The organism is Agrobacterium tumefaciens (genome assembly GCF_009649785.1).
Lineage (GTDB): Bacteria > Pseudomonadota > Alphaproteobacteria > Rhizobiales > Rhizobiaceae > Agrobacterium > Agrobacterium tumefaciens.
In genome coordinates, this window is sequence record NZ_WJOK01000009.1 from 166,946 (window position 1) to 192,918 (window position 25,973).

A 25,973-nucleotide genomic window follows, 5' to 3' on the forward strand; every position below is an offset into this window, starting at 1 on the left:
TAGACATCAAGAACCGAATTTCGAAACAAGGGACCGCGTCATGACCGCACGATGTATCAGCAAGCACGGCCTGCGATCGAACGAGCCGTCAATGGCTGAAAGTAACGGCTAAGCCGTGACATCGGTCGGACCCTCCAAGAGGTAACGCAGGCACATTTTTCCCGATTTCAGGACATTGAAACCACCGGCAAGGCTGTCGTGTGAAGCCTTTCGTGTGCCCGCAAAAGACCAGCCAGAGCGGCGATAGTTCCTGAAATCACAAAGACAAGAAACAACGCGACCAATCAGGATTTCTTAATGACGATACGTTCTTCGCTTTTTTCCTTCTCCCGTCGGGGTCTGCTGACCACCACTCTCGCAGGGGCAATCGCGCTTCTGACGACGATGGCGCCTGCTCCGGTTGGGGCAGCAGATACCCCCCGCAATGGCGGCGACATCACCTTCCTCATCGATTCTCTCGGCGACACCTGGATCCCGAATAACAGCGCCATTTCCAGCTTTCAGGGCCATATCTGGGGCCATGTCGCCGACAAGCTGCTTTATGTCGATGCCGATGGTAAGGTCAGCCCCTGGCTTGCCGAGCGCTGGGAGCAGAACGACAATGCCACAGAATTCACGCTTCACCTCAAAAACGGCGTGACCTTCTCCGATGGCACACCGCTGGATGCAGCGGCGGTCGTCGCCAATCTCGACATCTGGTATGCCGGACGCAAGAGCGAAGGCATCAACCCGATCGGTCTTTTCCCCAAGACCTACGACCATGCTGAAGCGGTGGACGCATCCACGGTGAAGGTCTTCTTCAAGAAGCCGACGCTCGGCTTTATTCCGACGCTCGGTTACCACGGCTCGATCCTGATCTCGCCGAAGACCATCGCCCAGCCCGCCACCCAGCAGGCCGATCTCAGCAAGACTTCCGGCAGCGGCCCCTATGTGGTCGAATCCTGGAAGGAGGGAGATTACGTCAAGCTGGTCAAGCGCAAGGACTACAATTGGGGTCCTGCCGCCGTTGGCCACACCGGCCCAGCCTTCCTCGATTCCATCACCTATAAGCTGGTGTCGGAACCGTCGTTGCGTGTCGCCTCGGTCCAGTCCGGCCAGGCCGATGTCGCCTATAATGCTTCGCCGCAGGAGCTGAAGTCACTGCACGAAGAGGGCTTTACCGTCGCAACGCCGCGTTATCTCGGCTTCGTCAACGGCTGGGCGGTCAACACCAAGCTTCCGCCCTATGATGATGTGAAGGTTCGCCAGGCACTTCAGGCCGGTGTAAATCGTCAGGAAATCATCGACACCGTCTATACGCCGGACTGGAAGCTCGCCACGTCCTTCATCCAGAGCAACGTGCCGGGCGCGACCGACCACAGCGCACTTCTCGCTTACGATCCCGCCAAGGCCGAAAAGCTGCTCGACGAGGCGGGCTGGGTCAAGGGCGCCGATGGTATCCGGACCAAAGACGGCAAACCGCTGTCGCTGACAATCCACTCCAATCCCTATCTCGCGACATCCAAGTCGGTCGATGAACTCATCGCCCAGCAACTCGGCAAGCTCGGCTGGAAAGTCGCTATTCGCGCTTACGACGTCGTGACCTTTGGTGAAAAGGTCAAATTCGGCGGTGCGGCCATCCCGACCTATGAGGTGACGCGCAGCTTCATCGATGCAGGCACCGTCGCCAGCATTCTCACCAACGCCAACAATGGCGAGAACTGGTTCGCCCTTGACGACCGCGACGCGACGCTCAACGGATTGCGCGACAAGATCGCCGGCGCCGGCTCTGTCGACGAGCGCAGCCCGCTTCTCGATGAGCTGCAGAAATATGTCCTTGAGCAGGGCTATTTCATTCCGCGAACGCAGATCGTGCAGCGGATCTACGTGCAGTCCCCGAAGCTGAAGGGCGAAGTGTATAACGGCGTGGCTTATGCCAGCTACTATACCGCCTCCATCAGCGACTGATGCGCACAACAGGGCAACGTTGAAGGAGGTCACCGGCATGAGCAATGCCTACCTAACCTACGCCGCAAAGCGGCTTGGCCAGGCGGTCGTCGTCATACTGCTGGCCTATGTCTTCACCTTCGTGGTCGTCAGCATCCTGCCTGGCGACCCGATCACCAGCGTGCTCAGGAACCCGCAAAACGGGTTCACCGAGCAGGAGATCGCGGAAATCATCGCCGCGCAGGGCCTCGACAGACCGGTTCTCGTGCAGCTGTGGTCGTCCCTGTCGGGGTTTCTGACTGGTGATCTGGGCATGTCGATGCGCTCCAACCGGCCGGTGGCGACCCTCATCGCTGAAGTGCTGCCATCGACACTGATCCTTGCATCCACGGGACTTGCCGTCGCCTTGATTCTCGCAATGGCCGTTGCTTACGGAACCCAGGTGGTACCAAAGCGCTACGGCCAGGGATTGCTACGAGCTTTCCCATCGCTGTTTCTCTCGACACCTAATTTTGTGATTGGCCTGATACTGATCCATCTCTTCGGCTTTCAGCTGCGCCTCTTCCGCGTTATCGAACCAGATAGCTTCTGGGCAACGGTGTTTGCCGCAATCACAATCGGAATTCCTTTCTCTGCGCAAATCGCCGAGGTACTTATAGCGAACCTCGACAGGGAGGCAGAACAGGAATACGCGGCCGTCGCCCGCAGCCGCGGCATCGGACAGGCGCGGCTGTTTGCACAGCATCTGCTCAAGCCTGCTTCGTTGCCCGTCGTCACCGTGATCGCCATCACCGTCGGTGAACTGCTTGGCAATTCACTGATCACCGAGTCTGTCTTTGGGCGAACCGGTCTCGGCAGCCTGGTGCAGCGCTCCGTGAGCACGCAGGACCTGCCCGTCCTGCAAGCGATCGTTTCGCTGGGAGCCGTGGTGTTCGTGCTCGTCAACCTGATTGCCGATCTTCTTTATCCCCTGCTCGATCCACGCGTGCAAATTCTCGGCGCGCGAAAGCCTCGCTTGGCCATTACAGAGGATTCCTCCACCACCACCAAGGCGGTGACACCATGACTTTCGCCTCGAACGCCTCCCTGCCGGGTGCGACCCCTGCAAACAGGCTGACAGGCCTGCGGATACCGCTGACCGTCGCCTTGTCCTTCGCCATTATCGCGCTCGTCGTCGCCTGGTCACTGGCGCCCGGCCTTTTTACCAGTCACAGCCCGGTCGTCGGGGTGCCGACGGACAAATTGCTCGGCCCAAGTCTTGCGCATTGGTTCGGCACCGACCACCTCGGCCGCGATGTCTACGCACGCGTCGTTTATGGCACGTCCTCTTCCGTCTCCAGCGCACTCGTCGCGGTCGTCATCGGCGTTTTCGCCGGCGGTCTCATCGGGCTTCTTGCGGGCTTTCTCGGCGGCTGGGTCGATATCACACTTGCCCGGCTGGTCGATGTGCTCTTGGCAATTCCAAAGTTTCTGCTGGCGGTGATCGTGGTCACCGCCATCGGTTTCGAGACCATCAATGCCGCCATCGCCACCGGCGTCTCCGCCGTAGCGGTCTTTGCCCGCGTCACGCGTGCGGAGGTCATCAAGACCAGACAGGCGACATTCGTGGAGGCTTCGTACCTGCTCGGCGGCTCGCGCTGGTTCATCCTTCTGCGCCACGTTCTGCCCAACGCGTCACGCTCGGTGCTGCCGCTTGCCGTGTTGCAGTTCGGCGAGTCGATCCTCGTGATCGCAAGCCTTGCCTTTCTCGGATACGGCGACCCGCCGCCCGCCTCGGACTGGGGCCTGCTGATCTCGATCGGCAAGGATTACCTCAAATGGCCGTGGCTCGTATACGCCCCCGCCTTCGTCACAATCGCGACCGTCCTCTCTGTAAACAGGATCAGCCGATGGCTACGCAAGACAGACTGACCACCACTATCGCCCGCCCCGTTACCTTTGCGGCCAGACCGCAGCCGCAGCAGGCTCCTGTCCCGCTTCTCCGGGTCAACGATCTTTCGGTTGCCTATGGAGGCCAGGAGGTCGTCAGCAATGTCGGTTTCGAACTCGGCCGTGGCAAGAGCCTTGCCCTCATTGGCGAGTCCGGTTCCGGCAAATCGACAATCGCCCGCGCGGTCCTTCGGCTTTTGCCAAGCGGGGGACATGCCACCGGCCACGTCACCTTTGGTGATCAGGAGATATTGGGACTGCCAGAGCGCAACTTCCGACCGCTGCGGGGACGCGCCATCGGCTTTGTCCCGCAGGATCCAGGCAATTCGCTCAATCCGGTGCGGACAATCGGCGCGCAGGCCATGGAGGCGGCCGCACTTCTCGACGAGCCTGACAAGGCGATCCGCAAGGCCCTCATTCTCGAGACCTTCGCGCAGGTGGGATTGGAAAACCCGGGTGTTGTCTACGAGTCCTACCCGCACCAATTATCCGGCGGCATGTTGCAGCGGGTGCTCATAGGCCTTTCGGTTCTGCCGCGCCCGTCACTTCTGGTCGCAGACGAGCCAACGTCTGCGCTCGATGTGACGATCCAGAAGCGGATCCTCGATCTGCTCTCGCGGTTGCAGCACGAGCTGGATATCAGCATGCTCCTCATCACACACGATCTGGCGATCGCCGCCGAACGGGCGGATTCGCTGGTAGTCCTGAAGGGTGGCAAGGTTCAGGAAGCCGGAAGCACCGCATCGGTGTTTTCCGCACCGGCCTCTGCCTATGCAAGGAAGCTGCATGCGGACGTGCCGGCACTCAATCCGGATCGCTACGCCCGGCTGCGCGATCCGGGTTTCCGTCTGCTGAAGGCAGAGTCCACGACGACGCCAAAGATCGCGGTCAATGCCGTCACCAAGAATTTCAGGGTCGGCGACAGGGTGCTGACGGCGGTCAACAACGTCTCCTTCAACGTGCCTGCAGGTACCACCCATGCGCTGGTTGGTGAGTCCGGCTCTGGCAAGACGACAACCATTCGGCTGCTGCTTGGCCTGGAGGAACCCGACACCGGCACGATATCGGTAGCCGGCGAAGAATTGACCGGCCGCTCCCGTACGTCGCTGCGTGCAACCTGGCGCCATCTTCAGTTCGTCTACCAGAACCCGTTTACCTCGCTTGATCCCACCTGGAGTGTCGAACAGCTGGTGCGCGAGCCGCTTGATCGTTTCAAGATCGGAACCCGTGCGGAACGGCTCGAAACTGTTCGTGAGGCTTTGGCCAATGTGGGCTTGAGCGAACACCTTCTCAACTGCAAGCCGACGGCCCTTTCGGGTGGCCAGCGCCAGCGCGTTGCCATTGCAAGGGCGCTGGTTCTCCGACCGGATGTGATCGTGCTCGACGAGCCGACCTCCGCACTTGATGTCAGCGTCCAGGCAGACATCGTCGATGTGCTGCTCTCGCTGCAGGCGAAGCTCGGCCTGACCTATGTTTTCGTCTCCCATGATCTGGCACTGGTACGCCAGCTCGCCCACACCGTTTCGGTGATGCAGCGCGGGCGTATCGTCGAACATGGAACGGTCGTCGATATCTTCGACAATCCGCAGCACCCCTATACCGCGTCGCTGCTGGAATCGATCCCATCCGGTGCCGCAGCCATCGCCCGTGCGCCACAGCCGCTGCCCCGGCGGGTTCACGATAAGGAAAAGATCGCATGACCATCGCTGCACCCATCGATACTGCGTCCACGTCCTTCCGCCCCAAACAGCGGCTCGGCTTCAATACCCGCGTATCTTTCAGCGACGATGCCGGGCCGGCGCAGGGGCTGCGTGAGGGTATCAAACTGTTCAAGGCTGCCGAACAACTGGGCTACCAGTCCGGCTGGGCCTATCAGCGGCATTTCGATCACTATCTGTCCTCACCGCTTCCGTTCTTCGCCGCTGCCGGCCAGCATACCCGGCATATTACGCTCGGTTCTGCGGTCATCCCCATGCGCTATCAGGATCCGATCCTGCTTGCCGAGGCGGCCGGCACGACCGACCTTTTGATTGATGGGCGACTGGAACTTGCCATTTCGACCGGCGCAAACGCCGCCTTTGACGCGGTATTCGGCACGGTCGACACCGATGCCCGCACAGAGGCCAGACGTCGTCAGGCCCGCTTCCTCTCGGCAATCGCTGGCGATGTCCTGCACCGTGTCGAAGGCGGCCAATCCAACCCGGAGGGCACGGCACTGCGTGTCACGCCGCATAGCCCGACACTGCGTTCGCGCATCCGGCAGGGTGCAGCAAGCATTGCTTCGGCTGTGCAGGCGGCGGAACTCGGCATCGGCCTTATCTCGGGAACCGTCCAGCACGATCAGGCAGAAGGCGAGAGCTTCGGGGAATATCAGGCCCGCATCATCGAGGCCTTCCGTTTCACATGGCGCAAGACATGGACAACGGAACCGCCTCCGGTCGCCGTCGCCGCCTCCATCCTGGTTGGCACCACGGCCGAGCTTCGCGAAAAATACGCCGCCTATGATCTGGAGCGGCGTACCAAGGGTATTGCCGCGTCTCGCCCCAAAGGCGCTCTCGAACAGGCAGCCCAGCCAGCGGGGTTTCAAATTTCGCCCGTTTTCCAGGGCACGCCCGATCAGGTGCTGGCATCGGTATTCAACGATCCGGGCCTTGCAGCAGCCGATGAGGTCGTGCTGTTTTTGCCGCCTGCCTTCGGTCTCGCCGAAAACATACAACTGCTGACCGATCTGGCGGACACGGTGGCTCCGAGCCTGGGCTGGTCGCCCACCTTTTAACCGTTAGGGCACCGAGCGATTGCCACTTCGTGGCAGCGACTTGAAGACGGAAACGCGGCGGCGGTTGCTGGTCCTATATCGAAGGCCGTCACAGGGAATATTTTCTACATATTCGATAGAAAAAGAAAGACCTGTCTTCCTCGTTCCTGCGCCGCGCCCTAACATGCTTGCATTGAACCTGAAGGAGCGCCCATGTCCGCGGAATTTATCAGCGTAAGCTTTCCCAATGCATCGAACGATCTAAACCCCGTTCCAGACGCACCTGTGGATCCTGTTTTTCTGGAGCGCTATGCCCGCGCCCTTGATGATTACGGTTTCAACTATACGCTGATCCCTTACTCCTCATCGTCTTTCGATCCTTTCACCCTGGGCGCCACGGTGCTCGCGCACACGAAAAACATCAAGATCATCGTCGCCCTGCGGCCGAACACGGTTTATCCCACAGTTGCGGCCAAGTCGCTCGCGACGCTCGATCAGTTGAGTGGTGGACGTGTCGTGGTGCACTTCATTGCCGGCGGCAGCGATGAAGAACAGGCGCGTGAAGGCGACTTCCTCAACAAGGAAGAACGCTATGAGCGCCAGGAGGAATATATCCGCATCCTGCGCCTGGCCTGGACCTCGAAAGAGCCCTTCGACTTCGACGGAAAATATTACCAGTTCAAGCAATTCCGCAGCGCGGTGCGGCCCACAAACGGGCTTATTCCGATTTCGCTCGGCGGCTCCTCGGACGCCGCCTATCGCATCGGTGGTTCGCTCTGCGATATCTTCGGCCTGTGGGGAGAGCCGCTTGCCGAAACCAAACAGCAGATCGAGCGGGTCTATGCGGAAGCCGCAAAGGCGGGCCGCACGGATCGCCCCCGGATCTGGGTCACATTCCGGCCGATCGTCGCCGAGACGGACGAGCTTGCCTGGGAAAAGGCTCACAGAACTCTGGATCGGTTGAACGAGAACCGCCAGAAAGGTGTAACACGCGCACCGCTCAACGCGCCGCGCCCGGCCAATGTCGGTTCGCAACGGCTTCTGGAAATCGCCGCACGCGGCGATGTGCATGATCGCGCCCTCTGGTATCCGACGGTCACCGCCACCAATGCCAGCGGCGCCACCACTGCGCTGGTCGGTTCGCCACGCACCATTGCGGATTCCATCCTCGACTACATCGATCTTGGCGCTGACCTGATCTCGATCCGCGGCTACGACAATTACAACGACGCGGTGGATTATGGCCGCTACATCCTGCCGCTTGTCCGCGAAGGCATTCGCGAACGGGAAGACGCGAAGAAAAAGACCGCTGCATAATGCCGCGATCCGGCCCGGTCGCCTGACCGGGCATTTTTTTGAAGTGCAGACGGAGCCAATCGCCCCTGATGGGGAAATGGTATTCCCCACAGCCAGAGAGCCTCGACCACGCATGTCTCATGACCCAACTGTCCTAGACGCAACCGCTCGCATCCTTGAACAGGCCGCACCGGATGCGGACCAGACTGGCCAGTTTCCCTGGACGGGTATCCGTGCCGTTCACGAAAGCGGCCTCCTCGAAAGCACGGTTGCGACACGTTATGGCGGCCAAGGAGCGACGCTTGCCGATACCGCCCACATTCTCGCGGCACTTGGCCGGGGCGATCCTTCCGTGGCGCTGATCAGCGCCATGACGATCTTTACCCATCTCGCCCAGGCCGCGAAAAACCACTGGCCCGAAGATCTCTACCGGCGGCTTCTGATGGACGCCAAACAACGGCCGTTGCTGCTCAATGCCGCGCGTGTCGAGCCGGAGCTGGGGTCGCCGGCGCGCGGTGGCCTGCCCGCGACGCTCGCCCGCCGGACAAACAATGGCTGGTCTATCACGGGCCGAAAACGCTTCGTGACGGGCGCATATGGTCTCACGCATTTCCTTGTCTGGGCGCATACTGACGAAACGCCGGCGCGGGTGGGAACATTCGTGGTGCCGAACGGGTTGCCGGGCATCAAGGTCATCGAGAACTGGCAGAGCCTCGGCATGCGCGCTACGGGATCGCACGATGTCGAATATGCCAATGTCGAAATCCCGGCGGAAAACGTCATCGACCTCGTCGATCCATCGGTCGCCCAGCAGGACAACCGGGCGCATGCGGCACTCACGCTGGCTTTGACAGCGCTTTACCTCGGCGTAGCAGAAGCCGCTCAGGCCAAGTTCATCCGCTTCGCGCATGAGCGTGTGCCGGCCAATCTCGGCCATCCCATCGCCCGCACGGAACGTTTCATAACGCTTTCAGGCGAAATCGATCTTCTGGTCTCCGGCGCCCGCCAGATCATTTTCGGCACGCTCGAAAACAACAATGGCGATGCGGAAGGATTCATCAGGGCAAGGCTGCTTGCCGGCCGGCAGCTGCGTGATGCCGTCGAGATCGCAGTGCGCGGCATCGGCAATCCAGGTCTTGGTAGCGAACTGGGCCTCGAACGACATTTCCGCGACATCCAGACGGTGCTCGTCCATGCGCCGCAGGAGGATACGTCGATTGCGATTTTGGGCCGCTCCGCCTTTGGCCGCTGGAGCCGCGAGGAGACTGCGGCCGCCCAACCTTCGGCAGGACTGCAAATCCTGAAATCCGCCTGACTATCGTCCCAGCGCCCGGGCACCACTAACCGTGGGCAAGCTTTCGCGCCGGGCCGAAAACCACAAAGCTCAGAGCGGCGAGCAACCAGACACTGATGCCAGCATAAAGCATGACCAGACCGAAACCGTCCGCGAGTGCCTGATGGACGAGTGCATCCGAAACACGCTCCACCGACGATCCCGCGGTTCCCGCCGCGATCTTCTCCGCGAGCGAACGCAGGGCGGGCAAATCCGCGCCGGACGGCAGGTTGGCCCTAAGCGACGACCAGACGCCCTCAACCAGAATGAAGCCCATGATCGGGATGTTGATGGCAAGCGAGATCATTCGCGCGCTCATGTCGATGCCGGAGGCCATGCCGGAACGGGCAGCGGGAACGGCACCGGTTGTCGTATTGGTGACCGGCGTGTTGGTGAGGCCAAGCCCGACACCGGACAGGATGCAGCCGGGCAGCATGGTGAGCCAGCTCGCATCTGCGACACTGCTGCCAAGTTTCATCAGCATGAAACCGAGACCGATGGTGAACAGCCCGGCCGGGACGACAAGACGGGGTTGATAACGCAGCGACAGACGCTCGGCCAACGGCGGTACGACCAGCGCTGGCAGCGTATAGGCAAGCAGACCGAGACCGGCGGTGACGCTGTCATAACCAAGGCCCGCCTGAAACCAGATCGGCAGATAGATCATGAACGGCCAGAAGCTGATGTTCATCGCCGCCGAGCCGATAATCGCGCCGGAAAATGGCCGGATGCGAAATACGGAGAAATCGAACATCGGCCTTGGAGTGAGCTTTTCGACGATCACGAAGGCGATAAAACTCGCGACTGATAGACCAAGGATCAGAAGTGCCTTTGAACTGGCAAAGCCGAGTTCCGGTCCTTGGGTGATGAAAAACGCAAGGCAGAACACGGCAACCGAAAGTGTGGCGATACCGGCAAGATCAAGACGGGTCGCATCCGGATCACGCGATTCTTCCACACCGCTTGCGGCAAGGAACAGTGTCAGGATGCCGAGGGCCACGTGAACGAGGAATACCCACTCCCAGCTCCACAGCGCAACGATGGCTCCGCCGATGATCGGCCCGAAACCCAGCCCGACGCCGGAGACAATACCCCACCAGCCGAAAGCCATTCCACGCTCGCGGGCCGTGCGGAACTGATGTGACAGAATGGCGATCTGGCATACCAGCATCGCTCCACCGCTTAGTCCCTGAAGGAAGCGTGCGCCGATCAGCACCGCCACGCTTTCAGTCATGCCGCAGGCGAGGGAGGAAATGGCGAAAGCGACGATGGTCGCGATGAAGACGCGTTTGCGACCGAAGCGGTCGGCCAACGCGCCGGTTGCCATCAGCACCATCGTCACGCCGATCGTATAGGCGTTCATGATCCACTGCAGCTGCCGGAAATCCGCGTGCAGCACCTGCTCGAGCGTCGGCAGGATCGCCGGCACGCTGGAGATTTCCAGCCCGAACATCAGAGCGGAGAGACAGACGGCAGCGAGCGCAATGGTACTTCTACTCCGGGTTGGGGCGGTAACGGCAAGGGTCATTCTTCAGCCTTTCGTGGTTCGGACTGAAGCATCAGAAGACATGCACGCTTCGATCCGTGTTTTGCAGAGTCCAAGGCAAATTAGTGAAAGCTTGACCATAACTGAATTGGATGCTTGGATATTTCAGAGACAACAAATTTGGATGATTAAAGTGACCACTCTGGATGTGGATGCCGTTCAGGCTTTCGTCACCATCGCCGATCTGCAGAGCTTCACCCGCGCTGCCGAAACGCTCGGAACCACGCAGGGTGCCATCAGCGTCAAGCTCAAGCGACTGGAAGACCGGCTCGGCCAGCGGCTTCTTGAGCGGACGCCGCGTTCGGTGCGGCTTTCCGCGCAAGGCGCCGTGTTTCTAACACCAGCCCGCGAATTCCTTGCCGCGCACGATCGCGCCATGGCAGGGCTTTTTTCCACGCGCCGACGCTTTGGCCTTGGCATCGCCGCCCATGTTGCCGGGCCGGAAGTGCCAACGCTGCTGGCGCGGCTCAACGCGCACGATCCGGGACTGACGATAGAAGTGCGGATGGACAATTCCCGCACGTTGCTGGATGCCTTCGACCGCGGCGAGATCGATGCTGCAATCATCCGGCGCGAGGATGACAGGCGTGATGGCGAAGTGCTCGGGCCAGAGCATTTCGGCTGGTTCGCAGCCCCGCAATTCGAGCATCGTCAGGGCGAGCCGCTGCGACTGGCAGCGCTTTCGCCCGCCTGCGGTGTACGTGACATCGCCGCTCGTGCTCTTGATTCCGCCGCCATCGCGTGGACGGAAGTCTTTCTTGGCGGCACCTCATCGATGGTGACCGCGGCCGTTTCGGCAGGTCTCGCCATTTCGGCATTCTCCTGCCGCCTGGCGCCACCCGGTACAATCGAGGTCAGCCAGCGTTTCAGCCTCCCGCCGCTGCCTTCCACCGAGATCGTGATGTTCTCGACCCTTACCGACAGCAGATCCCGTGAGGCGCTGCGCACACTGGCCGCCGCTTTCCGGGAGCATCGGCCGTGACTGTGAGCGACACCCAGTGGGTGCACAGGTCCTTGACTGGTCGCGCGCCCAGGTCGCACTGATGCGCCCAAGCCGGAGTACACGGGCGCTGGAAGCCATCATCCGCGATCTCATCGAGACCCGCGACGGCGCGACATATTTCGCCGAGCGCGTATGGGGCATTTCCCTCCGCTACGAGCTAGGCGGCAACGATCCGCTGGTGGGCTGAAGCGTTCCGGACTTCGCACTGGCGGACGGGAGGAGCACCGGCGAACTTCTGAGAGAGGGCAAAGGTCTGCTTTTGAATTTTAGCGTGGACGCATCGCTTGAAGCGCTGGCAGGCCGCTGGAACGGCCGGATTTCCTATGTCGCCGGCAATGCCATCGATCAATTGGGCTTGAGCACAGTCCTGGTGCGCCCCGATGGTATCGTCGCCTGGGCCACGGAGTCTGCTCCGGACAAGGAGAAATTCGCAAGGGCAGCAGCCCGTTGGTTCGGAGAGATTTAACGGGTATGTGAGGTGGCCGATCCGGTTGCCACGCCATTTCTTCGGCAGATATGCCAGCCCCCGGCAATCTAGAGATTGTTTCATTGCCTTCCTGCGTCAGCCGTACCGATGTATCGTTCCTTCCTATCAATGCAATGGAGTCATCATGTCCCTTCCCCAGAAAATCGGCTTTATCGGAACCGGCGCTATCACCGATGCGATGGTGCGGGGGCTCCTCAGCACGCCTGCCGCCGTGCCGCATATCATGGTGTCCCAACGCAGCGCGGATATCTCGGCCAGGCTTGCCGCCGATTTCCCGCAGGTGATCGTCTCCAGCGACAATCAGGCGATTGTCGACGGCTGCGATACCGTCGTTCTGGCCATCCGCCCGCAGATCGCCGAGGACGTCATCCGGCCGCTGCGGTTTCGCGAGGGGCAGAAAGTCATAAGCGTCGTTGCCGCAACCGGTCGACATGCACTGCTTGACTGGATCGGCGCGGATGTGCGCCTGACCCAGGCGATCCCGCTGCCTTTTGTCGCCCGCCGCAAAGGCGTCACGGCCGTTTACCCCTCCGATGCGGATACCGCCGCGATCTTCAACGTGCTCGGAAATGCGGTGGAATGTGAAACAAAGGCGGAATACGACCTTCTCGCCGCCGCAAGCGCCCTGATGGCAACCTATTTCGGCATTCTGCAACAGACGACGGAGTGGTTGGCGGAAAACGGCCTGCCGGAAGAAAAGGGCCGCGCCTATCTTGCACCCCTCTTCGCCGGCCTCTCCGAAGTGGCGCTGCTTGCCGGCAAGGACACGGACTTTACCGATCTCAGCCGCGAATTCGCCACCAAGGGTGGCCTGAACGAGCAGGTTCTTCAGGACTTTGACGGCAATGGCGGTTCGAGCGCATTGAAGCGGGCATTGAGCCGCGTGCTGGAACGGATTACGCAGTAGACAGTGCGCGCCGACAATCGATCCGAACTGAAAGAACGATGCAATGACCTTTACAATCCATATGATCGATGTATTCGGCTCCGGCCCGCTTTCTGGCAATCCGCTGGCGGTCGTCATGGGTGCAGACACCTTGACCACGGATGACATGCAGCGATTGACGCGGTGGTTCAATCTGTCCGAAACCACGTTTCTGCTGCCGCCCACCCACCCCCAGGCTGATTACCGTGTCCGGATATTCTCACTGGACCGGGAGATGCCTTTTGCCGGACACCCTACGCTCGGCACTTGCCATGCCTGGCTTTCCGAAAACGGCCTGCCCAAAAGCGAAACGGGCATCGTTCAGGAATGCGGTGCCGGTCTGGTGACGATCCGGCACGCGCATGGTCGACTTTCCTTTGCCGCTCCGCCCCTTATCCGTTCAGGCGCGCCGACACCCGCAGAGCTGGAAGAGGCCCGGCTGCTGCTGGGAATAGAGACACGCGACATCGTTGATGCCGCATGGATCGACAATGGCCCCGGCTGGTTGGGGATCAGGCTGGCATCGGCTGAGAAGGTGCTTGCCCTTGAGCCGGTCCGCAGCTGGCCCGGCCGCATTGACATTGGCGTCGTTGGTCCGCACGCAAATGGCGGCGAAGCCGCCTTCGAGGTTCGCGCCTTCTTCAGCGATCATCTGGGCGCCATCGCCGAGGATCCGGTCACCGGAAGCCTCAACGCCTCGCTGGCGCAATGGCTGTTTGCGACAGGCGTGGTCGCGGAAGACTATGTCGCCGCCCAGGGCACACGTCTTGGCCGTCAAGGCCGCATTTACCTGACCCGCGATGATACCGGCCAGATATGGGTCGGCGGCGAGACACGCACGCAAGTCGAAGGCCGGCTGCACGGCCTTTGAAAAGACAGATAATGACGAGGTGACTTGATGAATAGCAGTGTTTACCGCCCGATTTCGCAACGCGTATTGGCGGATGATTGGGGACGACTGACCAAATATGAGTATGAACTTCAGCTAAGGGACGGAAGCTGGCAACGGCAGACCCGGGAGGCGTATGATCGCGGCAACGGAGCGACATGCCTGTTGTACAACCCCGCAAACGACCATGTTTTGCTCACCCGCCAGTTCCGTTTGCCGGTTCTCTTGAACGGCGGCCTCGAGTCGCTGATCGAGACACCGGCGGGGCTGCTGGAAGGCGCTGAACCGGCAGCGCGCATGCGTGCGGAACTGATGGAGGAGACCGGTTATGAGGTTTCCGAACTCACCCATCTGTTCGATATCTATATGAGCCCCGGATCGGTCACCGAATACCTCGCCTTTTTCTACGGCGAATATGCCGAGAACCATAAAGTGGGCACAGGCGGCGGCTCCGCGGACGAGGGAGAAGACATAGATGTGCTGGAAATCGCTCTGCCAGACGCTATGCAGATGATCAGCCGCGGCGATATTCGCGACGCCAAGACCATCATTCTGCTGCAGCACCTCACCATCCGGCTTTTGCAGGAAAAGCACGGAACACGCTGATCTCGACCGCAATATCTACCAATGCGGAAGCGATGCTGATTACGGCCAGACTACAGGATCAACAGGACGAATTTGCCTGACGTAGACTGGCCGAAACCCATCACTTGCGTTGGGCAACAAAGATCAAAGACTTACGATTTGGGCTTCACCTGCCATCCTCAAAACGGAATGCGGGAAAGCCCTTGATGCCGGACGGAATGACCCAAACGCCACCGGAAAGAGGTACCTCGCTCAGCCTGTCTTGCGTCATGTTATGGCGGTGCGATGTCACGAAAAGCGAGCCGAAATCCGGCCCGCCAAAGCAGGGCATCGTTGGATGCGGAACAGGCATCCTTACCGTCCCGATCTGTTGACTGCCGTCTTCCGAGAAAATGTTCAAAACGCCGGCAGAGACACCCGCGCTCCAATATCGGCCGCTTATGTCAAGACATCCACCATCGGGCCTTCCGGTCTCTTCCTGCATTTGTGCGACGAGCACACCTTCATCAAATACACCGTTGGTTTTGTCGAAATTCCGCCTGCGTATCCATTTCTGCACGGAATCGCTTTGCCACATGACGGAACCGTCCTGCGAAAAAGCGAGGCCGTTGGGACATGTCAGTCCGGTCTGGATACGTTCGGCCCCATTATTCGTAATACGCCAGAGCTCTCCATGGGGCTGCATCTGCGAGAGCGGGACATTGTGCATGGTACCAACCCAGAAAGCTCCATCCGGACCGACACGTCCGTCATTCAGCCGGCAGGCGATGCCTTCAGGTGCGGGAATGGAATGAAGTGTGCGCCGCGCGCCGCTTTCCGGATTGAGGATGAGTATATCCATTCCGCAAGCGGCAATCAGATCACCGCTCTGACAGAGCCCAAGACTGGAGACGGTTTCCGGGAACGTCCATTCACGATACTGGACGCCGCCCAGCCCAGCTGAACGTAGCTTCTTGCCAAGAATGTCACACCAGAACAGGACCTGACGTCTTTCGTCCCACACCGGGCTTTCCGCAAGAATGCTGATTTGGTCGCACAGGAGTCCTGCCTGATCGATCGCAGGCGCGTTGTCGAAATTTGCTGTTGTCATTTTCTGTCTGAACCGTTGAATTGCGCAGCGTGGCGTTATTCGAAATATTCCTGATGTGCTTCGAAGATCTGCGACAGAATGCCGAGGACGCGGCGGAGATGCTGGCGCAGATAATCCACCGCGCTCTCCTCCTCACGCGCCTTTATTGCATTGTAGACGGCCTCATGCTCCGTCAGCAGTCTGGCCATGTGTGCTTCGTCGGTAATCGCCAGCGCTCGCAGGCGGTCTAGCCCAGCCTTTTCCCGGATCAACAGGGTCTCCAGCCTTTCGAGGCCGGTTGCGGCGGCAAGGGCGCTGTGGAACTGGTCGTCATGGATACGGAAGGCCTTTTTGTCGCCAAGCTCCATCGCCACACGCTGGCCTTCCAGCGCATGCAGGATTTCCTGGTCCGCTTCGGCCGGGATGCCGGTCTGGCAGAGCCTGCGGGCAGCGGCAACCTCCAGCGCCTCACGAATGAACTGCGCGCTGCGGATATTTTTGTCCGACAGTCTCGAGACATAGGTCCCGCGGCTCGGCAGGGTGACGATCAAACCGTCATCTCGCAGCCGGCTCAACGCCTCGCGCACCGGGGTGCGGCTGGAGTTGAAGGACTGGCCAATCTCGTTTTCCGACACGGCCTGGCCCGGAAACAGCTCCCTCGAAAGGATGGCAGATTTCAGCGCCGAATAGATCTGGTCCACAACCGGTCGGTTGAAATCCAGTCGTTCCATCATCGGCACCGTGCCGCCTGTCATCGGGATCTTTGGCATACGCTCTCCAAATGTCTTTCTCTATAACCGGTATACCGGAACACTGGTGTGTTGACAACCGGCATACCGGTATGCAATTGAATGGCCATGGGAAGGAGGCTCCCGAATGCAAAATATCAAGACCTGCGTCATCGTTGGTGCCGGAATGGTAGCGAAGACGCATGTGCTTGCCTGTGCGGCAAGCCCTGAAAAAATCCGCCTGAAAGCGATTGTTGACGGTGGCTCCGGCCGCGCGAAAGCGCTGGCTGCCGAAGCGGCAAAACACACCGGTCACCACGTTGCCGTATACGCGTCAATCGAGGAAGCCGCGCGTGACGGCGATGTCGATTTCGCCATCATCGCAACGCCGCCCAATGCCCGCGCCGATATCGTCGGTCCGCTTGCAAAAGCCGGCAAACACATTCTTCTCGAAAAGCCTGTCGCCCGCAACACGCGGGAAGCGGCCGATCTGGTAGCGCTCTGCCGCGATGCGGGTGTAACGCTCGGTATCATTTTCCAGCACCGCATGCGCGCCGCATCGCAAAAGGCGCGCGAACTGGTCGCATCCGGCACGCTCGGCGAACTAGGCCTTTGCGAGATTTCGGTGCCGTGGTGGCGTACCCAGGCCTATTATGATGAGCCGGGACGCGGCACGCTTGCGCGTGACGGCGGCGGCGTTCTGATATCGCAGGCAATCCACACGATCGATCTGGCCCTGAGCCTTGCAGGCCCCGTGGCCCGCGTGCAGGCCATGGCGGCAACGACGCGTTTTCACAAGATGGAAACCGAGGATTACGTATCGGCCGGCCTTCGTTTCAAAAACGGGGCCGTCGGCTCGCTCGTCGCGAGCACCGCAAGCTTTCCCGGTGCGCCTGAATCCATTCTTCTCCATTTCGACAAGGCAAGCCTGCGGCTCGCATCCGGCCTGCTGCATGTAGACTGGCGCGACGGCCGCCAGGAAACCTTCGGTGGTGCCGCTTCCGGCACCGGCGGCGGCGCCGATCCCATGGCTTTCACGCATGAATGGCATCAGGGCGTTTTCGACGATTTCGTCGACGCCATTTCTTCAGGGCGCCCGCCGGTCGTCACCGGTGAAGCAGCTCTTTTGTCTCACAGACTGATCGACGCGATCATCAACTCAGCCGAAACCGGCAAGGAAGTGGAACTGCAGGATGAGTAAACCAATCAAGTTCGTGGCTCTCGGCATAGAGCACAGGCACATTTTCGGCATGGCGCAGAACATGCTGGATGCCGGTGCGCAATTCGCGGGCTGGTGGACGGAAGGCGAGCCGGACGTGGTCGAAGGTTTCGTAAAGCGCTTCCCGGACGTGCCGCGTGCTGCCTCCAAGGAGGATTTGCTGGCTGACCAAACCATCGATCTCGTCATCATTGCCGACATTCCGTCCAAGCGTGCCGATCTTGCCATCGCTGCCATGGAAGCGGGCAAGGACGTCATGTCCGACAAGCCGGGCTGCACCACGTTCGACCAGCTTGCGCGCCTGCGCCAGACCGTTGCCAAGACCAAAAGAATCTGGACCGTCGATTTTTCCGAGCGCTTCGAAGTCCCGAGCGTCACGAAAGCCGCCGAGCTGGTTGCACAGGGTGCCATCGGCCGCGTCATCCAGACGGTTGGCCTTGGTCCGCACCGCCTGAACCGACAAATTCGCCCGACATGGTTCTTCGAACGCGAGGCCTATGGCGGCATTCTCACCGATATTGCCAGCCACCAGATCGACCAGTTCATGTTCTTTACCGGCTCCACCGAAGTTGAGATCGTATCTGCCACCGTTGCCAATTACGCCAACCCGGGCGATCCGGGCCTGCAGGATTTCGGCGAAGTCGTGCTGCGCGGCGACAAGGGCCATGGGTATATCCGCGTCGACTGGTACACACCCGATGCACTGCCGACATGGGGTGATGGCCGCCTGACGATCCTCGGTACCCAAGGTTACATCGAACTGCGCAAATACGTCGATGTCGGCAACACCGAGGGCACAGACCGTCTGATCCTCGTCAATGGCGACCGTTGCGAATATATCGACGCATCCGGTGCCGGCCTGCCCTACTTCGCCCGTGTATGCGACGATATCCGCAACCGCACGGAAACTGCCATGACGCAGGAACACGTCTTCAAGGTTTGTGACCTCTCGCTTCAGGCGCAGGCCAAGGCTGAAGGAACCGCAGCATGATCGGCGTCGCCATTATCGGCGCCGGTATCGGCGCACAGCATCTGAGCGGTTATCTGGCGCTGCCGGAGCGTTTCACCGTCAAGGCGATCTGCGATCTTGATGTGGAGCGGGCACGGGCGGTGGCTGGCGAAGGTTCTTCCATCCGCATCACGGCGGATCTCGAAGAAGTCCTCGCCGATGAAAGCATTTCGCTCATAGACGTCTGCCTGCCGCCGCATCTGCATTTCCCCGTAATGCTGAAGGCCCACGCGGCCGGCAAGGACGTGGTCTGTGAAAAGCCGCTGGTGCGTTCGCTGGAGGAAGCAAATGCGCTGATGGAATCTGTCAAGAAGACCGGACGGCGCGTCTTTCCGGTTTTCCAGTATCGTTTTGGTCCCGCCCTACGGCAGCTGCGCGCCCTCATCGACGCCGGACTTGCTGGCAAAGCCTATGTGGCAAGCTCGGAAGTTCACTGGAACCGTGGCGCGAGCTACTACGACATTCCCTGGCGCGGCACCTGGAAGGGTGAATGTGGCGGCGCGATCCTCGGTCACGCCATCCATGCCCACGACCTTCTGTGCCATGTCCTAGGTCCGGTGGAACAGGTCTTCGCCATGGCCGACACCCGGGTGAACAGGATTGAGACGGAAGACTGTGCCGCCATCAGCTTCCGCATGAAGAGCGGCGCGCTCGCCACCAGCTCGGTCACGCTTGGTGCAGCCGACGACACGTCCCGTCTGCGGTTCTGCTTCGAAGGCTTCACGGCCGAAAGCGGAACGCTGCCCTATCGTCCGGCGGAAGATAAATGGCACTTTACGGCGCGGGCGCCGACCACGCAGGACCAGATCGACGCCGTCCTCGCAACGGTTAAAGATGGCGAAAACGGCTTCACCGGTCTTGTCGAGGCGATTGCCAATGCGATGGAGGGTCGCGCGGGCAAGGAAGTGACGATTACGGACGGCTTGCAGTCCATCGAACTCGTAACCGCAATCTACACATCGGTACAGGAAGGCACGGCCGTTCGCCTGCCGCTGACCGCTGACAACGAGCGGCTCAAGGGTTGGGCTCCGCGCGCGTCCGCCACGGCATAATCATCTAAAGGGAGGAAACCAGATGAGCAGAAAATACAGCCTGGCGTTTGCCTTGGCCCTGGGGACGGCATCTCTTGCCGGTGCCGCTGAGGCACAGGAAGTTCGCTTCACCTGCGCCTATGACGGCAACGGCTGCGAGGTCCTGAAGGACATCCTGTCGCGTTACGAAAAACAGCATCCTGACGTCAAGATCGTTACGGATATCGTGCCCTACAAGGCGCTTCTCGAAGGCCTGCCGGTGCAGCTCGCCGGCGGCAGCGGCCCGGATTTCGCAACCGTCACCGATCTTGGCGGCCTCAATCGCTATTATCTCGACCTGACGCCCTACGTGGATGCGAAGTACTGGCAGGACAATTTCGGCGATGTGCTGAAATGGTATCGTAGCGGCCCGGACGACAAGGGCATCTATGGTATGCAGACGCAGCTTACCATTACCGGCGCCTTCATCAACCGCACCTTGTTCGATCAGGCGAAAGTCGCCGTTCCCGGCAAGGATGCGACTTTTGACGACTGGGCGAAGGCAGCAAATGAAGTGGCCAAGGCCACCGGCTCGCCATACCCCATGGCGATCGACCGCTCCGGTCACCGTATCGCCGGTCCGGCTATTTCCTACGGTGCGAAACTTTTCGACGCCGACGGCAAGCCGATCCTGGTCGACGAGGGCTTCACCACTTTCGTGAAGAAATTCGTCGAGTGGAACAAGGACGGCACCATGGCGCGTGACGTCTGGGCCGGTCAGGGTGGCAACACCTACCGCGATGCGGCGCAGGAATTCATCAACGGTCAGCTCGTCTATTATTATTCCGGCAGCTGGCAGACAGCGCGCTTCGACAGTCAGGTCGGCGATGCTTTCGACTGGGAAGTCGTGTCGCAGCCATGCGGACCGGCCGCATGCACCGGCATGCCAGGCGGAACGGGTATCGTGGGCTTCAAGCAGACCAAGAACCCCAAGATCGTCGCGGATATTCTGAACTTCCTCGCGCAGGACGAAAATTACCTCGATTTCACCGTCCGTACCCGCAACGTCCCGGCTCACAAGGCCGTCGGCGCAAAGCCTATCGACTACACCGGCGCAACCCCGGCGACCCAGAAGGCCATGAACGCGTGGCTGGATCAGGTCCCTGGTATCAGCCCCATCGCCTACGCCTATCAGGGCTACAAGAACAACCGTGCGATGTTCAACATTTCCGTCCAGCGCGTCACGCAGGCGATTGTTGGCGAAAGCACGGTCGACGACGCCATGACACGTGCGAAGGCCGATCTTGAGGAAGCGTTGAAACAGGCGAAGTGATCCATCGCCTTCCGGCGCGGCCTTGCCGCGCCGCGCCGGATCGAAGGAGGACCATCAATGTACAGACTTCTTGCGCCCGTCATGGGCATCATAGAGCTGCCTTTCGCCCTCTTGCAGAAAATGCTCGGGCATCGGCGCATCGCATGGGTGTTTCTGACACCCAACCTCCTGTTGTTTGCGGTCTTCGCGTTTTTGCCGATCGTTCTCAACATGGCTTATTCAGTGACAGGCAGCGAGCATATCCTGCTGTCGGAACGCCCCTCCGTGGGCGGCGAAAACTTCTCGGTCCTTCTCTCGTGCCAGAACTATTTCGATCCCAATTCCTGTCAGCGCGATCTTTTCTGGCGCTCCGTCTGGAACACGCTTTTCTTCGTGGTGCTGCAGGTCGGGTTCATGGTGGGCTTCTCTCTGATTACGGCGGTCGTGCTCAACCGTGACATCAGGGCACGCGGTTTCTTCCGCGCCGTCTTCTTCTTTCCCGTGCTGCTTTCACCGGTGGTCGTGGCGCTGATATGGAAGTGGATATTGCAGCGTTTCGGCGTCCTGAACGCTGCGCTCGATTCCCTCGGTATCGGTTCGGTGGACTGGCTGCTGGAGGCCAACCTTGCCTTTGGATGGTCGGTATTCCTGTCCGTCTGGGCGCATATGGGCTTCTACACGCTCATCCTGCTTGCCGGCCTTCAGGCCATTCCGCGCGACGTCTATGAGGCGGCACAGCTGGACAAGGCAAGCCCGTGGCGGATTTTCCGCCGGATCACAATGCCGCTTCTCGCCCCGACCATGCTCGTGGTTCTCGTATTGTCCCTCATCAAGGGCGTACAGACCTTCGATGAAGTCTTCGCATTTACCGGCGGTGGGCCGGGTTCTGCGACGACCTTCATCATTCAATTCATCTATCAGACTGGTTTTGCCGGAACACCCCGCAACTTCGGACTGGCCGCGGCCGCGTCGCTGCTGCTTGCCGTGGTTCTCGTGGTGCTGACTGCCCTGCAATTCCGGGCCAACAGGAGCAAAGTCGATGGCTAGGATTGGCGCATTTCTAACCCGCACACGCGGCAGAAACGGCAAATTGCACTGGACCGACTGGCTGTCCTACGCCTATCTCGGCGTTGCCGTTCTGATGATGTTCGGACCCGTTCTCTGGCTCGTTCTCTCCTCCTTCAAGACGGAAGCCGACCTCCAGCGGTTTCCGCCGCGCCTGCTTCCCTATGCGCAGGAAACCGTGGTCATTGACGGTCAGGCCGCACCTTTGCCGGCCTTTGTCGACAAGGAAGGCCGCAAGCTCGGCATGATCAGGCGCGTCGGGCTCGTCGCCCAGGTGGTGGATCCGGCAAAGCCCGGCGAAGTCATGAAGATGCCGTTCAACGAGCTGCGCCCGGCCGAGAAGGTGGCACTGGCGACGGAGAACTACACCGAGCTTTTCCAGCGCTTCAACTTTCCGCTTTATTTCTGGAACTCGACCTTCATAACGGTGACGTCGACCGTCATCATGCTGATCGTGAACTCGATGGCGGCCTTTGCACTGTCGAAATACAGCTTCAAGGGCAGAGGCGTGGTTCTGGCACTCGTCGTCGGAACGTTGATGATCCCGCAGACCGTCGTGCTCGTTCCTCTTTTTCTCATCACCAGCCAGCTCGGCATGATCAACAGCCTGTGGGGTGTGATCATTCCAGGAGCGGCCACACCGACAGGCGTATTTCTGCTGCGCCAGTACATGCTGACCATCCCGGATGAAATCCTAGATGCGGCACGCATGGACAAGGCCAGCGAATGGAAAATCTACTGGCGCATCATCCTGCCACTGTCTGCACCGGCGCTAGCGGTGCTGGCCATCCTCGCCATCATGTGGCGTTGGAACGACTTCCTGTGGCCGCTTATCGTGCTGACGCGCAACGACAATTTCACCCTGCAACTGGCGCTCAACTCCTTCCAGGGAGAAATGACGACAGAGTGGAGCAACCTGCTGGCCATGACGGTGCTGACATTGGCGCCAATCGCGCTGGTCTTCATGTTCCTGCAAAAATATATCGCCACCGGCATCGCATCGACCGGCGGAAAATGATCCTCAAGGGAGGGAATGACACAATGGCAAGTATAGAGCTTCGTCAGGTCAAAAAAACATATGGCGCCCTCGACGTCATCAAGGGTATCGATCTCGATATCAAGCACGGTGAGTTCTGTGTTTTCGTCGGCCCGTCCGGTTGCGGAAAATCGACGCTGCTGCGCATGATCTCCGGTCTTGAAGAGCTGAGCGGCGGCGATATCGTCATCGGCGGCGACGTGGTGAACGCGGTTCCGGCTGCCGATCGCGGGCTTGCCATGGTGTTCCAGTCCTATGCGCTCTACCCGCATATGACGGTCCGGGAAAACCTGTCCTTCGGCCTGGAAAATATCGGCACGCCGAAAAAAGACATCGTCGAGAAGGTCTCACAGGTGTCCAAGATGCTGCAGATCGACCAGCTGCTTGAGCGGCGGCCGAAGGATCTGTCGGGCGGCCAGCGACAGCGCGTCGCGATCGGTCGCGCTGTCGTGCGCGAACCGCGGGTTTTCCTGTTTGACGAGCCGCTGTCGAACCTCGATGCGGAACTGCGCGTGGATATGCGCGGCGAGATCTCCAGCCTGCATCGGCGTCTTGGCAATACCATGATCTATGTGACCCACGATCAGGTGGAGGCCATGACGATGGCCGACAAGATTGCCGTGCTGCGCGCCGGAAAGCTCGAGCAGTTCGGCGTTCCCCTCGATCTTTATAATCGCCCCGCAAACCTTTTCGTAGCAGGCTTCATCGGTTCGCCGAAGATGAACTTCTTCGCCGGCGAAATAGTAGCAGACGGTCAGCCGTCCCTTAAAATCGCGACCGGCGAATTGATCCCGTTGCCGCAGAGCGGCTTTTCCTACGCACCCGGCCAGAAGGTCACGCTCGGCATTCGCCCCAACCATGTGCAGCCCACACCGGATGGTGCGGTGACCATGTCCGTGCGCACGGCAGAGCAGCTCGGCGGGGAATCCTATCTCTATGGCAACCTCGGTGACGGCAGCCACGTCACCCTGCATCTTGCGGGGCAGACATCGACATCGGCTGGCGAAGTCATCCGCATGTCGGCGCCGCTCCAACATATCCACCTCTTCGATACGAAAAGCGGGCTGACGCTGAAGCAGGACTAAGCCTCCGTCGCCACGCCCCGTAAAGCAGGACCTTTGACATGACCGACAAAAAACTCCGTTCCTCCCGCTGGTTCGCGCCTGACGATCTGCGCAGTTTCGGCCACCGCTCACGCATGATGCAGCTTGGCTATTCGGAGGAGGATTTTGCCGGCAAACCCGTCATCGGCATTCTCAACACCTGGTCGGAGCTGAATACCTGTCACTCGCATTTTCCCGAACGTGTGAAGGATGTAAAGCGCGGCGTCCTACAGGCAGGCGGCTTCCCGGTCGAGATGCCCTCGCTTTCGGTCGATGAGAGTTTCACCAAGCCGACCTCCATGCTCTATCGCAACATGCTCGCCATGGAGACGGAGGAAATGATCCGTTCGCATCCGCTGGATGGCGTGGTGCTGATGGGTGGTTGCGACAAGACCACCCCCGGCCTCGTCATGGGAGCGATCTCGGCCGGCGTGCCGATGATCTATCTTCCGGCCGGGCCGATGCTGCGCGGCAACTATGCCGGCAAGGTGCTGGGCTCCGGCTCCGATGCCTGGAAATACTGGGACGAGCGCCGGGCCGGTAACGTGACCGATGAAGAATGGCGCGGCGTGCAGGGCGGCATTGCCCGCTCCGCCGGCGTCTGCATGACCATGGGTACGGCATCGACCATGACGGCAATCACCGATGCGCTCGGTCTCACTTTGCCCGGCGCTTCCTCTATCCCGGCGGTGGACGCCGAACACCAGCGCATGTCGGCAGGCTGTGGCCGTCGCATTGTGGAAATGGTGGCCGAGGAGCTGACCCCGGATCGTATTCTGACTGCGCCCGCGTTTCGGAATGCGGCCATCGTTGCCATGGCGACCGGTTGTTCCACCAATGCCGTCGTGCATCTGATTGCCATGGCGCGCCGCGCTGGTGTACCGATGACGCTGGACGAGCTGGACGAACTCGGCCGCGTGACGCCGCTTATCGCCAATGTCCGCCCCTCCGGCAAAGATTACCTGATGGAGGATTTTTATTATGCGGGCGGTCTGCGAGCCCTGATGAAGCAGATCGAAAGCCGTCTGGACTGTTCCGTGCTCACCGTCACCGGCCGCAGCATGGGCGAAAACCTCGAAGGCGCGCGGGTCTATAATGACGACGTCATCCGCTCGCTGGATAACCCTGTTTACGCCGAAGGATCGCTTGCCGTTCTACGCGGCAATCTCTGCCCGGATGGTGCTGTGATCAAGCCCGCCGCCTGCGATCCGAAACTCCATTTCCATGAAGGTCCGGCGCTGGTCTTCGATAGCTACCCTGAGATGAAGGCGGCTATCGACGATGAAAATCTGGATGTGACGCCCGATCACGTTCTGGTTCTGCGTAATGCCGGCCCGCTTGGCGGCCCAGGCTTTCCCGAATGGGGCATGTTGCCCATCCCCAAGGCGCTGATCAAGAAGGGTCACCGCGATATGGTGCGCATTTCCGATGCCCGCATGTCCGGCACCTCCTATGGCGCCTGCGTTCTTCATGTCGCGCCGGAAAGCTTCGTCGGCGGGCCGCTTGCCCTGCTGAAGACCGGCGATATCGTGCGGCTCGACCTGCCCCAGCGCCGTCTCGACATGCTGGTCAGCGAAGAGGAGATCGCCCAGCGTCGGGCCGCATGGCAGGCGCCGCCGCCGCGTTACGAGCGTGGTTATGGCTACATCTTCTCGAAACACGTTACCCAGGCGGATGCCGGATGCGATTTCGATTTCCTGCAGACGGATTTCGGCCGCACCGCTGGCGAACCCGACATATTCTGAGAC

General features: G+C 60.3%; 22 protein-coding genes and 1 pseudogene. 20 read left to right on the forward strand and 3 right to left on the reverse strand.

Features of this window, described 5'->3' with window-relative positions; all coding sequences use genetic code 11:
- The first annotated feature begins 297 nt into the window (after positions 1-297).
- The 7 genes from GH784_RS12130 to GH784_RS12160 all read left to right on the forward strand — a co-directional run bounded on the left by GH784_RS12130 (position 298) and on the right by GH784_RS12160 (position 9,221).
- Positions 298-1,947 (forward strand): ABC transporter substrate-binding protein, encoded by a 1,650-nt coding sequence (locus GH784_RS12130; RefSeq protein ID WP_025595258.1) that lies wholly within the window; start codon positions 298-300, stop codon positions 1,945-1,947.
- Positions 1,948-1,984: 37 nt separating this feature from the next.
- On the forward strand, positions 1,985-2,992 hold the full coding sequence (locus GH784_RS12135) for an ABC transporter permease (RefSeq protein WP_003518071.1): 1,008 nt from the start codon (positions 1,985-1,987) through the stop codon (positions 2,990-2,992).
- The gene (locus GH784_RS12140) at positions 2,989-3,837 is read left to right on the forward strand and encodes an ABC transporter permease (RefSeq protein WP_003518068.1); all 849 of its coding nucleotides are present in this window, start codon (positions 2,989-2,991) and stop codon (positions 3,835-3,837) included. Before GH784_RS12135 ends, GH784_RS12140 begins: the two co-directional genes overlap by 4 nt.
- Positions 3,816-5,555, forward strand: coding sequence for a dipeptide ABC transporter ATP-binding protein (locus GH784_RS12145; protein WP_153793432.1), 1,740 nt, complete (start codon positions 3,816-3,818; stop codon positions 5,553-5,555). The genes GH784_RS12140 and GH784_RS12145 overlap by 22 nt, the downstream gene beginning before the upstream one ends.
- Positions 5,552-6,631, forward strand: coding sequence for an LLM class flavin-dependent oxidoreductase (locus GH784_RS12150; RefSeq protein WP_025595260.1), 1,080 nt, complete (start codon positions 5,552-5,554; stop codon positions 6,629-6,631). Before GH784_RS12145 ends, GH784_RS12150 begins: the two co-directional genes overlap by 4 nt.
- Before the next feature lie 192 nt (positions 6,632-6,823).
- Entirely contained in the window at positions 6,824-7,927 is a 1,104-nt protein-coding gene (locus GH784_RS12155; RefSeq protein WP_003518064.1) for an LLM class flavin-dependent oxidoreductase, read from the forward strand.
- Positions 7,928-8,039: 112 nt separating this feature from the next.
- Positions 8,040-9,221, forward strand: coding sequence for an acyl-CoA dehydrogenase family protein (locus GH784_RS12160; protein ID WP_025595261.1), 1,182 nt, complete (start codon positions 8,040-8,042; stop codon positions 9,219-9,221).
- Positions 9,222-9,246: 25 nt separating this feature from the next.
- Here the strand turns inward: GH784_RS12160 and GH784_RS12165 are convergent, their stop codons facing one another.
- The gene (locus GH784_RS12165) at positions 9,247-10,767 is read right to left on the reverse strand and encodes an MFS transporter (RefSeq protein ID WP_025595262.1); all 1,521 of its coding nucleotides are present in this window, start codon (positions 10,765-10,767) and stop codon (positions 9,247-9,249) included.
- 142 nt (positions 10,768-10,909) lie between these two features.
- Between GH784_RS12165 and GH784_RS12170 the strand changes: the two genes are divergently transcribed.
- The 5 genes and pseudogenes from GH784_RS12170 (at position 10,910) to GH784_RS12190 (ending at position 14,695) form a co-directional block, all read left to right on the forward strand.
- On the forward strand, positions 10,910-11,767 hold the full coding sequence (locus tag GH784_RS12170) for a LysR family transcriptional regulator (protein WP_003518061.1): 858 nt from the start codon (positions 10,910-10,912) through the stop codon (positions 11,765-11,767).
- Between the two features lies 1 nt (position 11,768).
- Positions 11,769-12,254 (forward strand): annotated as a pseudogene (locus tag GH784_RS12175) (aromatic-ring hydroxylase C-terminal domain-containing protein); the annotation flags it as partial.
- 145 nt (positions 12,255-12,399) lie between these two features.
- Complete coding sequence (locus tag GH784_RS12180; protein ID WP_060642179.1) at positions 12,400-13,182, forward strand: pyrroline-5-carboxylate reductase; 783 nt, start codon at positions 12,400-12,402, stop codon at positions 13,180-13,182.
- 43 nt (positions 13,183-13,225) lie between these two features.
- Complete coding sequence (locus GH784_RS12185) at positions 13,226-14,071, forward strand: PhzF family phenazine biosynthesis protein (RefSeq protein WP_153793433.1); 846 nt, start codon at positions 13,226-13,228, stop codon at positions 14,069-14,071.
- A gap of 27 nt (positions 14,072-14,098) precedes the next feature.
- Positions 14,099-14,695 (forward strand): NUDIX domain-containing protein, encoded by a 597-nt coding sequence (locus GH784_RS12190; RefSeq protein WP_019566599.1) that lies wholly within the window; start codon positions 14,099-14,101, stop codon positions 14,693-14,695.
- Between the two features lie 145 nt (positions 14,696-14,840).
- Here the strand turns inward: GH784_RS12190 and GH784_RS12195 are convergent, their stop codons facing one another.
- Positions 14,841-15,764 carry an SMP-30/gluconolactonase/LRE family protein gene (locus GH784_RS12195; RefSeq protein WP_025595266.1) on the reverse strand — a complete coding sequence of 308 codons (924 nt, stop codon included), beginning with the start codon at positions 15,762-15,764 and terminating at the stop codon, positions 14,841-14,843.
- A gap of 35 nt (positions 15,765-15,799) precedes the next feature.
- Positions 15,800-16,513, reverse strand: coding sequence for a GntR family transcriptional regulator (locus GH784_RS12200; RefSeq protein ID WP_003518055.1), 714 nt, complete (start codon positions 16,511-16,513; stop codon positions 15,800-15,802).
- Positions 16,514-16,619: 106 nt separating this feature from the next.
- Between GH784_RS12200 and GH784_RS12205 the strand changes: the two genes are divergently transcribed.
- The 8 genes from GH784_RS12205 to araD are packed head-to-tail and all read left to right on the forward strand — an operon-like array spanning position 16,620 to position 25,970.
- The gene (locus tag GH784_RS12205; RefSeq protein WP_013761993.1) at positions 16,620-17,672 is read left to right on the forward strand and encodes a Gfo/Idh/MocA family protein; all 1,053 of its coding nucleotides are present in this window, start codon (positions 16,620-16,622) and stop codon (positions 17,670-17,672) included.
- The gene (locus tag GH784_RS12210) at positions 17,665-18,681 is read left to right on the forward strand and encodes a Gfo/Idh/MocA family protein (protein WP_025595268.1); all 1,017 of its coding nucleotides are present in this window, start codon (positions 17,665-17,667) and stop codon (positions 18,679-18,681) included. Before GH784_RS12205 ends, GH784_RS12210 begins: the two co-directional genes overlap by 8 nt.
- A complete protein-coding gene (locus GH784_RS12215) occupies positions 18,678-19,751 on the forward strand; it encodes a Gfo/Idh/MocA family protein (RefSeq protein ID WP_025595269.1) in 1,074 nt (357 codons plus the stop codon). Before GH784_RS12210 ends, GH784_RS12215 begins: the two co-directional genes overlap by 4 nt.
- A gap of 22 nt (positions 19,752-19,773) precedes the next feature.
- Positions 19,774-21,042 (forward strand): ABC transporter substrate-binding protein, encoded by a 1,269-nt coding sequence (locus GH784_RS12220; RefSeq protein WP_025595270.1) that lies wholly within the window; start codon positions 19,774-19,776, stop codon positions 21,040-21,042.
- Between the two features lie 57 nt (positions 21,043-21,099).
- The gene (locus tag GH784_RS12225) at positions 21,100-22,068 is read left to right on the forward strand and encodes a carbohydrate ABC transporter permease (protein ID WP_003518048.1); all 969 of its coding nucleotides are present in this window, start codon (positions 21,100-21,102) and stop codon (positions 22,066-22,068) included.
- Positions 22,061-23,104: a carbohydrate ABC transporter permease gene (locus tag GH784_RS12230; RefSeq protein ID WP_003518047.1), complete on the forward strand. Its 1,044-nt coding sequence runs from the start codon at positions 22,061-22,063 to the stop codon at positions 23,102-23,104. The genes GH784_RS12225 and GH784_RS12230 overlap by 8 nt, the downstream gene beginning before the upstream one ends.
- A 23-nt stretch (positions 23,105-23,127) precedes the next feature.
- The gene (locus GH784_RS12235) at positions 23,128-24,207 is read left to right on the forward strand and encodes an ABC transporter ATP-binding protein (RefSeq protein ID WP_112492825.1); all 1,080 of its coding nucleotides are present in this window, start codon (positions 23,128-23,130) and stop codon (positions 24,205-24,207) included.
- A gap of 38 nt (positions 24,208-24,245) precedes the next feature.
- Positions 24,246-25,970, forward strand: coding sequence for an L-arabinonate dehydratase (araD, locus tag GH784_RS12240; protein WP_003518044.1), 1,725 nt, complete (start codon positions 24,246-24,248; stop codon positions 25,968-25,970).
- Positions 25,971-25,973 lie beyond the last annotated feature (3 nt).

Coding starts and splice junctions, on each gene's coding strand:
- araD (WP_003518044.1), top strand. CDS start 24,246: ATGACCGACAAAAAACTCCGTTCCTCCCGCTGGTTCGCGCCTGACGAT.
- GH784_RS12195 (WP_025595266.1), bottom strand. CDS start 15,764: ATGACAACAGCAAATTTCGACAACGCGCCTGCGATCGATCAGGCAGGA.
- GH784_RS12155 (WP_003518064.1), top strand. CDS start 6,824: ATGTCCGCGGAATTTATCAGCGTAAGCTTTCCCAATGCATCGAACGAT.
- GH784_RS12220 (WP_025595270.1), top strand. CDS start 19,774: ATGAGCAGAAAATACAGCCTGGCGTTTGCCTTGGCCCTGGGGACGGCA.
- GH784_RS12185 (WP_153793433.1), top strand. CDS start 13,226: ATGACCTTTACAATCCATATGATCGATGTATTCGGCTCCGGCCCGCTT.
- GH784_RS12145 (WP_153793432.1), top strand. CDS start 3,816: ATGGCTACGCAAGACAGACTGACCACCACTATCGCCCGCCCCGTTACC.
- GH784_RS12200 (WP_003518055.1), bottom strand. CDS start 16,513: ATGCCAAAGATCCCGATGACAGGCGGCACGGTGCCGATGATGGAACGA.
- GH784_RS12135 (WP_003518071.1), top strand. CDS start 1,985: ATGAGCAATGCCTACCTAACCTACGCCGCAAAGCGGCTTGGCCAGGCG.
- GH784_RS12205 (WP_013761993.1), top strand. CDS start 16,620: ATGCAAAATATCAAGACCTGCGTCATCGTTGGTGCCGGAATGGTAGCG.
- GH784_RS12130 (WP_025595258.1), top strand. CDS start 298: ATGACGATACGTTCTTCGCTTTTTTCCTTCTCCCGTCGGGGTCTGCTG.
- GH784_RS12210 (WP_025595268.1), top strand. CDS start 17,665: ATGAGTAAACCAATCAAGTTCGTGGCTCTCGGCATAGAGCACAGGCAC.
- GH784_RS12230 (WP_003518047.1), top strand. CDS start 22,061: ATGGCTAGGATTGGCGCATTTCTAACCCGCACACGCGGCAGAAACGGC.
- GH784_RS12215 (WP_025595269.1), top strand. CDS start 18,678: ATGATCGGCGTCGCCATTATCGGCGCCGGTATCGGCGCACAGCATCTG.
- GH784_RS12225 (WP_003518048.1), top strand. CDS start 21,100: ATGTACAGACTTCTTGCGCCCGTCATGGGCATCATAGAGCTGCCTTTC.
- GH784_RS12165 (WP_025595262.1), bottom strand. CDS start 10,767: ATGACCCTTGCCGTTACCGCCCCAACCCGGAGTAGAAGTACCATTGCG.
- GH784_RS12150 (WP_025595260.1), top strand. CDS start 5,552: ATGACCATCGCTGCACCCATCGATACTGCGTCCACGTCCTTCCGCCCC.
- GH784_RS12180 (WP_060642179.1), top strand. CDS start 12,400: ATGTCCCTTCCCCAGAAAATCGGCTTTATCGGAACCGGCGCTATCACC.
- GH784_RS12170 (WP_003518061.1), top strand. CDS start 10,910: ATGATTAAAGTGACCACTCTGGATGTGGATGCCGTTCAGGCTTTCGTC.
- GH784_RS12235 (WP_112492825.1), top strand. CDS start 23,128: ATGGCAAGTATAGAGCTTCGTCAGGTCAAAAAAACATATGGCGCCCTC.
- GH784_RS12190 (WP_019566599.1), top strand. CDS start 14,099: ATGAATAGCAGTGTTTACCGCCCGATTTCGCAACGCGTATTGGCGGAT.
- GH784_RS12140 (WP_003518068.1), top strand. CDS start 2,989: ATGACTTTCGCCTCGAACGCCTCCCTGCCGGGTGCGACCCCTGCAAAC.
- GH784_RS12160 (WP_025595261.1), top strand. CDS start 8,040: ATGTCTCATGACCCAACTGTCCTAGACGCAACCGCTCGCATCCTTGAA.